This window comes from Streptomyces sp. NRRL F-4489, from assembly GCF_001509485.1.
Lineage (GTDB): Bacteria > Actinomycetota > Actinomycetes > Streptomycetales > Streptomycetaceae > Streptomyces.
On sequence record NZ_LLZI01000052.1, the window covers coordinates 1 to 11,404 of the forward strand.

Here is an 11,404-nt window from a genome sequence, read left to right on the forward strand (position 1 = left end):
CTCCCACCCCCCTCCCCCGGATCATGTTCGCGAGCACTCCCCAACGTCTTGTATTGTTTGCGGCGGAGGATTCGCCTAGTGGCCTAGGGCGCACGCTTGGAAAGCGTGTTGGGGGCAACCCCTCACGAGTTCGAATCTCGTATCCTCCGCACTCGCCCAGTAGGGCAGACGAAGGGCCCCGCCGGTGACCGGCGGGGCCCTTCGCGTTGTCCGCGGGACCGGTCCGCGCAGCCGCGGCGCAACCCGCCGACGGTTCGGCTCGGCTCTGTTCACTATCCGCATCCGCATCCGATGGGAGCTTGGGGCACCATGCCGATCTTCTCCGTCCTCACGCCGGTGTACGACGGCGGTGACGCCTACCTGCGGGAGACCTACGAGTCGGTGGCCTCCCAGCGGCTCCCGGCGGGCTGGTCGCTGCAGTGGCTCGTCCAGGAGGACGGCAAGACGGGCAAGCCGCTCGACCGCGTACCGGACCTGCCGTGGATCTCCAAGGGCGCCGGCCGGGCGGGCGGCGCGGCCCGTACCCGCACCCTCGCCCTGCACCGCGCCGGCGGCCTGCTCACCCGGACCCTGGACGCCGACGACCTCTTCCCGGACGAGGAGACGCTCGCCCGCGACATCGAGGCGCTGGCCGCCCACCCCGGCCTCGCCTGGACCGTGGCCCCCTGCCTCGACCTGCACCCGGACGGCCGCCTCGTCCCCGGCCCGAACGACCCCGCGCCCGGCCGCCTGCCGTCCGGCTTCCTGGCCGACGGGCTGCGCCGGGGCGCCCTCCCGGTGATGGGCACCACGGCGACCATCTACACGGAGCTGCTGGTGCTCCTCGGCGGCTGGCCGGCCATCCCGGCCTTCGAGGACGTCGGCCCGCTGCTGGCGGCCGAGGCGGTCGCGGACGGCTGGATGCAGGAGAAGCCGGGCGAGATCTACCGCAAGCACGCCGCCCAGTCGACCGGCGACCCCGAATACCGCGACGAGGACGAGCGCAGCACCCGCATCGCTATAGTCCTCGACCGCGCCGACGCCCTCCGGGCCAGCGGCTGGACGTGGCGCCCCCTGCGTCCGGCCGCCCTGTAGTACCGGCCCGCGCCGAGGAGCGGATCAGGCCGGGCCGCCGCCACCGAGGCGGGTCCTTGTCGCCAGGTCCGACCGGGCCGCCTTGTGGAGGGTGTTCAGCGCTTCGACCGTCGCGGAACGCAGGTCCTCGGGGTCGGCGCCGGACCCGCCCGCAGGGAGCTCGGCGCTCCGCAGGACGTCCCAGAGCCGCTCGTTGACCGCCCCGGCGGCCCGCGCGGCCGCATCGTCCGCCAGCAGCACCAGACCTTCGAAAAGGACCGAGCGACGGGCCTCCGCGGCGGCCATCGCCGACAGCGCCTCGGAGCTGTCCTCACCGCGGTCCCGGGCTTCGACCGCCCGCCTGGCTTCCCGCAGCGCCTCCTTCACTGACGTGACGTACTCGATGTAGGTGTCGAGTTTGCGTTCGTCCCAGCGCGTGGCGATGGTCTGCCGGAACTTCGCCCGTTCCGCCGAGCTCGTGGCGAAGTACGAGGTGGCCGCGCCCAGCAGGACACCCATCAAGGGAATCACCTGTGTCAGCACGCCGGTCAAGCTAGCGACCGGGCCCGGGCGGCAGAAGGCCCCCTCCTCAGTCGGTGACGGTGGAACGGCCGGGGCTCCCTGGGGCGCGGTCGAACGGCAGGTCCAGCATCCGGATGGCGTTGCCGCGCAGCAGTTTGTAGGCCACGTCCGGCGGGAGGTGGCCCACGTGGTCGGCCGCCACCTGCTTCGTATGCGGCCAGGTCGAGTCGACGTGCGGGTAGTCGGTCTCGAAGGTGGCGTTGTCCACCCCGACCGTCTCGATCGCCTCGACGCCGTGCCGGTCCCGGAAGAAGCAGCAGAAGATCTGGCGGTAGTAGTAGGTGGAGGGCGGTTCGGGGACCAGGTCCTTGACCCCGCCCCAGGCGCGGTGCTCCGCCCACACGTCGTCGGCCCGCTCCAGCGCGTACGGGATCCAGCCCATCTGGCCCTCGCTGTAGGCGAGTTTCAGCCGCGGGAAGCGCACCAGCACCCCGCTGAAGAGGAAGTCCATCATCGACGCCATCGCGTTGTTGAAGCTCAGCGACGCCTGGACGGCGGGCGGGGCGTCCGGGGAGGCCGCCGGCATCTGGGACGACGACCCGATGTGCATGTTCACCACCGTCCCGGTCTCCTCGCAGGCCGCGAAGAACGGGTCCCAGTAGCCGGAGTGGATCGACGGCAGGCCGAGGTACGTGGGGATCTCGCTGAAGGTGACGGCGCGGACGCCGCGGGCGGCGTTCCGCCGGATTTCGGCCACCGCGAGCCCGACGTCCCACAGGGGGATCAGGCACAGCGGGATCAGCCGCCCGCCGCTGTCCCCGCACCACTCCTCCACCATCCAGTCGTTGTACGCGCGTACGCACGCCAGCGCGACCTCCTTGTCCTCCGCCTCGGCGAAGGTCTGGCCGCAGAAGCGCGGGAACGTCGGGAAGCACAGCGACGCCTCGACATGATTGACGTCCATGTCCGCCAGCCGGGCCGCGGGGTCCCAGCAGCCGCGCCGCATCTGCTCCCGGGTGATGCCGTCCAGCGTCATCTCGTCCCGGGAGAACCCGACGGCCGCGATGATCCGCTTGTACGGGAAGAGCAGCCCCTCGTACTCCCACCAGTCGGTGATCTGGCCGTCCGGATCGGTGGTGAACCGGTACTTCCCGCCGACGTACGCCAGCTCGCCGATCCCCGCCGTGAACGGCTTCGGCCCGCGGTCCCGGTACTTCCGCGGCAGCCACGTCTCGAAGAGATGCGCCGGCTCGATCACATGGTCGTCCACGCTGATGATCTTCGGCAGATCGCCGGGGAGGGTGCCGCCGCCGTTCTCCCTCCTGGCCTTACCGCTGCTCTTGCTGCTGGTGTTGCCGCTGGTCACGCTGTACCCCCAACTGACGGGCCGGTGGGTCACGCCGGTACGGTAACTGACGGTTCGTCAGCTCGTTCGCCTGCCCGGAGGGTAGGAGTTCCCCCTTGCGACCACAAGGGACGCCCGGAAAGTCGGCACGAGCGGCGCGTACGGAACCGGGCGCACGCCCCCTTGCGCCACCACCCCCACCTCCGCTGAACTGACGCTCCGTCAGTTATGCGCTGCGGCAGGCATGGAGCACGGGGCGTGAGGCCCACGGGACCTGACCCGGACAAGAGACGACGACAGGGGCAGCGGTATGCACACGATCTGGCTCACCGGCGCCGAGTGGGCCGCCGTCCTCCGCATCGGCCTCGGGCTGTGGTGGCTGGAGAGCTGGCGGCACAAGGACAAGAAGACCTGGTTCGCCGGCGGCGGCATCCAGTGGGCGGCGGGCATCGCCGCGGAACACCGCTGGTCGGCGGTCCGGACGTCCTTCGACCGGCTCGTACGCCCCCGCCCGCGCCTGATGGCGTACATCGTCGTCCACGCGGAGCTGGCGCTCGGCCTCGGCCTGATCACCGGCCTGCTGACACCGATCGCCCTGGCCGCCGGCCTGGTGCTCAACCTGCTCTACCTGGTCCTGATGATCCACGACTGGGCGGAACAGGGCCAGAACCTGATGATGGCCCTGATATCCGCCGTCGGCATCGCCACGATGAGCTGGCAGAGCTGGTCGGTGGATGGGGCGGTGGGGATGTTCGGGGCGGGTGGGTAGGGCGGGTCGTTCGGGTAACTCAGGTCGTACGGGTGAGGGGGTTCACCCCGTCGTCCCGGAGCCGCCGGGCCGAGGGGTCCGGCGGCTCAGGTCTCCTCACCTGCCTCTGTGCTCACCCAAAGGGGCCGGGGTCGGGCACACTCCCTGGGTTGGCCTGGGTGCCGGGAGCAGATCCGGGATCCCGCTGGGTGGGGGGCTGCCACCAGTCAGCCCTTGACCGCTCGCCGGTCCCTTCCTTGTCGGCGCCGGGTGGCGGCGTGCCTGGTGCGGTGTCTTCACCGGGCGCCGCCGGCGGCGTCGGGCCGGACGCCACGTGGTCAGCAGGGTCAGCAGCGTCAGCGGGGGCCTGGTCCGGGGGCTCCGGGGCCGCATGCGCGTCGCTCCCGAGGTCCTCGCTCCTGAGGTCCCGCAGGATGCTGTCGGCTGCCTCCGGCCGGCCGGCCGCCTCCGACATCCGGGCGAGACGGTGAACGAAAGCGGCACGTTCGTCCGAGCCCGGGACGAAACCCAGTTCGTCGAGCAGCCCGGAAATGTGCTCGCCAGGCGTGGCGCGCCGATGGTGACGCTCGTTCGCCGCTTGGTCCGCGGGCATCGATCGCTCCCCTGACTCCTCGGCCGGGTCGGGATGTGCGAAGCCGCCGAGCGGCTCGTCTTCGACCGGTGCGCCCGGTGGCTCGCAGAGGTGCCGGAACGCCTCGGGCACCTCCTGGTCGTTGGCCGCCGCGGAGAGGCAGGCCAGCGGACCGATCATCTCGACCGCGCGCTCGATGTCGTTCTCGTGCCGCGCCAGCCACCAGACCACGGCGCTACCGGGGGATTTCAGAACGTCGTCACCGAGGTAGGCCCGGCGATCGCGCTCATGCCGGCTCTGGCTTTCCCAGGCGCCGGCGGCTTTGCGCAGCGCGTCCAATTCCTCGAGGTGCTGCTCGTCGGCCGGCTTGAGCGCGAGCCGCACATGGGTGGCGAACGCTGTCACCGATCCTGAGTCGTCAGGGCGGGGCACGCCCAGGGCGCCCTCCAGCGCGTACTGAACGAATGCGTAGCGGCTGGGATGCTCCGCCGCCGCGCTGTCCTGCACCCGGCGCAGGATCGACGCCACCGCGGCACTCGACGGATTGCCGTGCGGTCCGGACGTGAATCCGGCGGTGTGCCGCCATCGGACGGTGGCGGAGAAGAGGAACGGGTAGTCGGCCAGCGCGCTGGGGACGGGAATGCCCGACACCGGGACTTCGAGATAAGGAGGTTCCATGGGCGGGTTGGGTACCGAGTAACCCACGCCGTTCTCGTCCGGCTCCCGGAACACGTAGTTCTCCCCCCGCTTCGGCCAGAACATGACCACCAGAACTCCCCCTGACATCAGCGTCGGAAGCAGCACCCACACCCAGACCGGCCAGCCGGACGCCATGCCCAGCACGAGAATGACGGCGCCGACGAGGCCGGCGACAAGGCCATGCCGTAGATAACGGTGATTCACACGTACACCCCCGTACGTTGTCCGCCAGGGCCGGGGACGGGTCCCTCAACTCCCTGGAGGAGGTCGATTTTCTGCCAGACGCGAGCGGCGAGGCGTTCGCGGTGCGGACTCCGGGTTGGTCCCGTGCCGACCGCCTCCGAAAGTGGGCCTTCCGCCCAGGCGCAGGTGGCCGCGTAGAGGTGGGTCAGCAAGGCGTCATCGCCCGCGGCGGCGAGCAGGAGGCCATTGATGACCTGTTCGCCCGCGGAGTCCTCCGCCGCTACCGAGAGCCAGCGCTGGACCAGCGGCGTCCAGACCGCGACCGGCCTCATGGTCATCACCGTCCGCCAGCCCAGCGTGAAGGAGTTCCAGGGCGGAGTGATCCGCAGGGGGACGGGGTCGAGCAATTCCAGCAGGATGTCGACGTTCGGCAACGCGGACCGTCCGGCGTCGGCAAGGCGATCGGTCAGGCGGCGGAAGACGCGGCGGTTTCCGCGCGCCACGTCCAGCAGCGCCGCCCGGGCCGCGGCCGCTCCCTCGCCCTTTTGCCGGAGGGCGAGGTGCCGCAGCCTGACCATCGCCTGGTCGGGGTGGGTCACCGCGAGCACCTGGTGGCAGACGTCCGTCAGCACCCGGACGAGGTCGGGAGCGAGCGTGCCCGCGGTCACCCAGCCGTAGATGCGGGCGCGGAGGTGCGCGCCGTGCCGGTCGTCGCTGAGCCCCGACTCCAACGCCGCGGCCGCCTCGGGCCGCAGCCGGCCGCCGACCGGCCGGTCCGTCCATCTCTCGGCGAGCACGCACAGGTCGTCGGGGCGCCCGCTGTCGAGCGCCTGTTCCGCGAACCGCGCGACAAGGCGCATCCGGTCCTGTCCGGTGAGTTCGGGCAGTTCCATGCACCGCCCCACCCAGTCCCGGAAGGCCGGCCGCAGGTCGGGGAAGTTGCGCCAGAAGTGGCGTCGGACCGCGTCGTCGTAGGCGAGCTGAGGGAATTCCACACTTCCGTCGCTCTTCCTCTCGATGGACAGCGCGGTGAGCTGTTCGCTCAGGTCGGCCTGCGCGAGCCTGGGCGTCTCGTCCTGCTCATGGCCCAGGATGTCCAGCAGGCCGTGCGCTCCGCTCAGCACCGCCTCGGCGGCCGCGCCGCTGACCATGGCCGCCGTGAGCAGCAGAGCCCGGTCGAGTCCCCCGCGGTGCTCGCGCAGGTGCCGTGCCACCTGGTCGGACGCGTCGGCTATCGCGGCCACGGCCTCGTCCCGCCACGCCGCGAAGGTCGTGCCGTACCGGCGGCTGTCCCGCGCCTGGACGACGAGGTCGGCCAGGCGGGCCAATTCGCGTACGGGCGCCGTGGCGAACAGGCGGCCGAGGTGGTCGGTCTCCAGTTGTTCGGGCTCGAAGGCCACCTTGCGGACCCGGAGGTACCTCCTGAAGACCGCACGTCCGCGCGGCCGTTCCAGGCGCACCACCAAGGGCGTGAGGCCGCCTTCGAGCATCCAGTCCAGGCCGGCGGGGAGGACGGCCACGAGCCGCGCACCGGACTGCTCCATGATCGCCCGGTAGCGCTGCAGCGAAACCTGGGCGGCCGCGAAGTCCGCGTCCGACACCCCTGACAGGTCCAAGAGGTAGCGGTCGTCCGCCGAGGCGTCCAGGGAATCCTCTTCCCACCGCACCGGCAGTTCCTCGATACGGCTTCCTGGCACGGCCGCTCGCTCCAGCAGCATGGTCGCCGCCGCACGCCGCCCGCTGCCGGGCGGGCCGTCCAGCAGGACCACCGCACCGGCGGCCTCCAGCCGTTCGGCGGCCTTGCCGTAATTCCGAGGGGGGATGAAGCACCGCGCCAGCTGGATCCGGTGCTCGCGCACGATACTCAGCCGGGTGTCGCCCGCCCTGAGCCACCGCTCGTCCGCTCCGATCACCCAGATGGAGAAGTTGAATTGGTGGCCGCCGCCGCTGTGCACGGCTCCATGCGACTCGCTGATCCACGTTCGGCCCGGCTCGGTCACTGCTCTCCGTCCGCGGGACGGTCCTTCCGGCGCAGCCGGTCCCGGCGGTTTTCGGCCGCGGCGCCGCCCTCGGCGTAGTCGACGCGCATCCCGTCGCCGGAGAACCGGGGCGCCAGGTACCGGTCGCTGGACTGGTAGAGGTGCCCGCTGCCGGTGTGCACGGGACCGGTGGGTTCGCTGACGAACGTCCCGGAGAAGTCGCCGTTGAGGTTGCCGATGCCGCCCCGCTGCCGGTGCTTGATGACGTTCGCGTGCATGCGGGTCTGGCCGGACCGCTCACTGGCCGCGTCCTCGCCCGCCTGTGCCTCTGCTGCGCCGCGGCGCCGGCTCTCTTCGGCTTCGGCCAGTTCCGGCACCAGGAAGGCGAGGTCCTCGGCCAAACGGTCCAGGTCGGCTTCCGCGTTGCGGTGGTCGAACCTGCGGTACTGGCAGTCCGCGAGGTCGCCGAGTGCCGGCTGAAGGGCCTCCGGCCGGAGCCGTTCCGTCCGGCCGACCAGGAGGGGGATCACGACGGCTCCGGACTCGAAAGCCTCCAGGATCTCCCGCCGGGTCCAGTCGTCCGGGTCCTCCAGCGCGGTGCGGCCCCCGGCGGAGCGCGCCTCCAGCCACCGCGGGCCGATGACGGCGAGCAGGACGCTGCTGCGCCGGACGGCGGTGATCAGCTCTTTCGGGAAGCTGCTTCCCATGCCGATCGACTTGCTGGCACGGAAGACGTTCTTGTCGCCGAACCTCCGGGACAGTTCGCGTTCCACCAGGGTGGCCGTGGCTTCCTCATCGCCCGTCCGGTAGTTCACAAAGATCAGTGGCATGGTCGTGTGTCTCCTGTCGGGGGAAGCTCCCTGCGCGCCACGGCGTGCGCGCAGGGGCGCAGGACGCGGGGCGGCACTGCGCCGGGCACACCGGCGTACGGGGAGTGATGACGCCGCGGACGGCGTGGGTACGGAAAGTCCGCGCGGTGGGACCGTGCGGGGTGGCGTGGGCGCGTCGCGCTGCGGCAGGCGGGGTCAGCCGGTCCGCAGCGCCCGCAGCAGCGACGGTTGGAGCTCGCGTACCGCCCGGTGGGTCCGGAAGCGCGACAGCTCCCGTTCGAGCCGGCGTACGTCGGCGCGGATCGTCGCGGAGGGAACGAGGTCCATGCAGGGGAGCAGTTCCCGGGCGAGCCCGCAGGAGTGGTCGATCTCCCCGGCGGAGGCATGGGCCAGCGCGCGGCGGAAGCCGTAGCGGGCGCGGGTCCGCAGGGCGTGCGGGGCGATGCGCGAGCATTCCTGGTCCAGAACCCCGGCCGCTTCCCGCGGGCGCCCGACGTCGTACAGGCACCAGCCGGTCACCATGGCCGCCGGATCGGCGAGGTGGCTCGGCCCCCACACCGGCGTATCGGGCGGGCCCTCGTCCGCACCGAGCAGGAGTTCCCGCGCGCGATCCAGTCCGCGCAGGGACGCCTTCTCGTCGCCGGCGAGGGCGTGGCCCTGCGCCTCGCGCTGCGCGGCGAGCCCCCGGATCCGGGGCGGCAGCGTGGCCTTCTGGGCCTGCCGCGCGAGGGTGACCGTCTCACCGGCGGCCCCGCTGTAGAAGGCCACGAGTGCACGGCGGACCTGGGCGTAATCGGCCAGGTCCGCGTCGCCGCCCGCCTGCGCCAGCTCCACCGCCTCCGCCGTCCACCGCAAGGCTCTGGCGTCGTCACCGGCTTCCTGGCACATCCAGCCCGTGTACTCGGCGAAGCGGGCCGCGAGGGCCAGCAGGCCGGCCCGGGTGGTCCCGGACGACCGGGTGGCGAAATCGATGACCGTGGAGGTCTGCGTGTGCAGGATGGGCAGCAGCATCGCCGGGTCGGTGCTCTGCCCAAGGAGCCGCATCTGCTGGAACTGGTCGCGGAACACCGTCAGCGCGGGCAGCGACGGAAGCGGGGGCAGCGCCCGCGCCTGACCGGAGCTGTTGGTACCCCCGCCCGTCGCCATGCCGAGCAGCGGGCCGACGCCTGTGGCGATCACGTCCCGCCGCGCCATGGTCTCCGTATCGGAATCGGTCCCGCCGGCGTCCTCCTCCTGCGGCTCCGCCAGCCGCCGCAGCTCGCCGTTCGCGGCGAAGAGGACATCGCACCGCCGGGCCAGCCCCATCGGCGGGCGGCTCTGCCCCCGCTCGACCTTGCAGAGAAATCCTTTGCTGTAGTTAACATCCTGAGCGAGCTGCTGCAAGGTCATTCCGGCCTCTTGGCGCAGACGGCGCAGCTCCGCCCCGAAATCTAAAGGCACTCCCATTCGTCTCCTCAATTCCCCATGGTCATAGGCGATTCGATGCGGTGGAGTGGTCTCCCCTCCGGCATGAGTCCGCATGCCGAACGGCCCGCGCGTCGCGCTGCGCGCATGTTTCCTGTTTCCAATTCTTCCCTCGCGCACACCACCTGTTCGGGACTCGACCAGGCGTACGAAACGCTCGCTCGCTACCCGCCCCCACCCGCGAACAGCTCCGCGTACAGACCGCCGCGGGCGAGGAGGTCGGGGTGGGTGCCGGATTCGGTGAGGTGACCTTCGTTGAGGACGAGGATGCGGTCGGCGGTGGTGGCCAGGGCGAGGTCGTGGGTGATGACGAGGGTGGTGCGGCCGGCGGCGAGGCGGTGGAGGGGGGCGAGGATGCGCTGGGCGGCGAGGGTGTCGAGGCCGGTGGTGGGCTCGTCGAGGAGGAGGACGGGGGCGTCGCGGAGCATGGCGCGGGCGATGGCGACGCGCTGGAGCTGGCCGCCGGAGAGGGCCGCGGTGGCGGGGGCGATGACCGTGTCGTAGCCGTCCGGGAGGGCGGAGATGAAGGTGTGCGCGTCGGCGGCGCGGGCGGCGGCGACGACCTCGTGGTGGGTGGGGGCGGGGTCGTCGCGGCCGCAGGCGATATTGCGTTCGATGGTGTCGTGGAGGACGAGGGTCTCCTGGGGCAGCAGGGTGATGTTGCGGCGCAGGTCGGCCAGGGAGAGGCGGGTGAGCGGGATGCCGTCGAGGCGGAGGGTGCCGGCGTCCGGGTCGTAGAAGCGCAGGAGGAGGGCGGCGAGGGTGGACTTGCCGGCGCCGCTGGGGCCGGTGATGACGAGGAACTGGCCCGGTTCGGCGGTGAAGGAGAGGGCGGCCAGGGCCGGGTGCGGTGAGCCGGGGTAGCGGAAGGTGACCCCGCGGGCCTCCAGGGCGCCGAGGGCGCGGTGCGGGAACGGGGTGGTGCGGGCCGGCGGCGGGTCGGTGACGGCCGGGCGGGCGTCGAGGATCTCCAGCAGGCGGTCGGCGGCGGCGGTCGCGGCGGTCGCGGTCAGGCCCAGGCGGCCCAGCGAGCGGATCGGCGGGTAGAGGTAGCCGATGAACGCGGCGAACGCGAGGAGCTGGCCCAGGCTCATCCGGCCCGCCGAGATCTCCCAGGCGCCCAGGCCGATGATGGCCAGGACGCATAGGGTTTCCAGGACCTCGATGAGCTGGTCGTACAGGGCGTTGAGGCGGGCGCTGGCGACCGAGGCGCGCAGCCAGCGGCGGGCCTCCCGGCCGAGGCGTTCCTCCTCGTCGCGCTGGCGGTTGTACGCCTGGGTGAGGACGACGTTGACCAGCGTCTCCTCGACGACGGAGGTGAGCGCGCCGTCCGCGGCGCGCTGGCGGCGGGAGACCTCGCGCAGCCGGCCGGTGAAGCGGCGGGTGGCGGCGTAGAAGATGGGCGCGGCGACGAAGGTGGCCAGGGCCAGTTCCCAGCGGATCCACAGGGCGGCGGCGCCGTAGAAGAGGGTGGCGAAGAGGGCCGCGCAGGCGCCCACCAGGCCGCTGACGACGAGGCGTTCGATGGCGTCGACGTCGCCGGTGAGCCGTTCGACCAGGTCGCCGCGGCGGTTGTGCTGGAAGAAGTGCGGCGGCAGCTTCTGGAGGTGGGTGAAGACGCGGGCGCGCAGGCGCAGCAGGAAGCGTTCGGCGGTCCAGGCGGCGAGGGAGTTGCCGAGGTAGCCGACGAGGGCGCCGATGACGGCGACCGCGAGCCATTTGCCGGCCGGGTTCCAGAAGGCGCTGACCGAGCCCTCTTTGAGGGCGTTGTCGGTGAGTTGGGCGAAGAGCAGGATCGCGGCGGTCTCGGCGAGCGCGGCCACGATGGCGCACAGGCCCACCAGCAGCATCCAGCGGCGGTCGCCGCGGGTCAGCGGCCAGAAGCGGTGGAACGCCTCGACCGGGCCGATCAGCAGCAGCCCGAAGGAGCGGCTGACGCCGACGAGGACCGAGCCGGCGAGGACCCGCTCTCCGGGAGCAGCGGCCAGG

9 protein-coding genes and 1 tRNA gene are annotated in these 11,404 nt (G+C 71.9%); 3 read left to right on the plus strand and 7 right to left on the minus strand.

What is annotated here, in order from left to right; translation table 11 throughout:
• Positions 1–64: 64 nt before the first annotated feature.
• Positions 65–149, plus strand: a tRNA-Ser gene (locus ADL22_RS06810).
• A gap of 160 nt (positions 150–309) precedes the next feature.
• Positions 310–1,074 (plus strand): GltA, encoded by a 765-nt coding sequence (locus ADL22_RS06815; protein WP_066974737.1) that lies wholly within the window; start codon positions 310–312, stop codon positions 1,072–1,074.
• Positions 1,075–1,098: 24 nt separating this feature from the next.
• Here the strand turns inward: ADL22_RS06815 and ADL22_RS06820 are convergent, their stop codons facing one another.
• On the minus strand, positions 1,099–1,596 hold the full coding sequence (locus ADL22_RS06820; protein WP_066974751.1) for a hypothetical protein: 498 nt from the start codon (positions 1,594–1,596) through the stop codon (positions 1,099–1,101).
• 46 nt (positions 1,597–1,642) lie between these two features.
• The gene (locus ADL22_RS06825; protein ID WP_199836233.1) at positions 1,643–2,863 is read right to left on the minus strand and encodes an amidohydrolase family protein; all 1,221 of its coding nucleotides are present in this window, start codon (positions 2,861–2,863) and stop codon (positions 1,643–1,645) included.
• 367 nt (positions 2,864–3,230) lie between these two features.
• On the opposite strand from ADL22_RS06825, the gene ADL22_RS06830 reads away from it, so the two are divergent.
• Entirely contained in the window at positions 3,231–3,689 is a 459-nt protein-coding gene (locus ADL22_RS06830; RefSeq protein ID WP_066974741.1) for a DoxX family membrane protein, read from the plus strand.
• A 112-nt stretch (positions 3,690–3,801) separates the two neighbouring features.
• On the opposite strand, the gene ADL22_RS06835 is transcribed toward ADL22_RS06830, so the two are convergent.
• The 5 genes from ADL22_RS06835 to ADL22_RS06855 form a co-directional block, all read right to left on the minus strand.
• Entirely contained in the window at positions 3,802–5,163 is a 1,362-nt protein-coding gene (locus ADL22_RS06835) for a hypothetical protein (protein ID WP_066974744.1), read from the minus strand.
• A complete protein-coding gene (locus ADL22_RS06840) occupies positions 5,160–7,097 on the minus strand; it encodes a hypothetical protein (RefSeq protein ID WP_079063892.1) in 1,938 nt (645 codons plus the stop codon). Before ADL22_RS06840 ends, ADL22_RS06835 begins: the two co-directional genes overlap by 4 nt.
• Positions 7,098–7,138: 41 nt before the next feature.
• Positions 7,139–7,951 carry a toll/interleukin-1 receptor domain-containing protein gene (locus tag ADL22_RS06845; RefSeq protein ID WP_066974748.1) on the minus strand — a complete coding sequence of 271 codons (813 nt, stop codon included), beginning with the start codon at positions 7,949–7,951 and terminating at the stop codon, positions 7,139–7,141.
• A gap of 195 nt (positions 7,952–8,146) precedes the next feature.
• Positions 8,147–9,397 carry a helix-turn-helix domain-containing protein gene (locus ADL22_RS06850; protein WP_066974750.1) on the minus strand — a complete coding sequence of 417 codons (1,251 nt, stop codon included), beginning with the start codon at positions 9,395–9,397 and terminating at the stop codon, positions 8,147–8,149.
• 182 nt (positions 9,398–9,579) lie between these two features.
• A complete protein-coding gene (locus ADL22_RS06855) occupies positions 9,580–11,265 on the minus strand; it encodes an ABC transporter ATP-binding protein (RefSeq protein WP_066974753.1) in 1,686 nt (561 codons plus the stop codon).
• Positions 11,266–11,404: the final 139 nt, after the last annotated feature.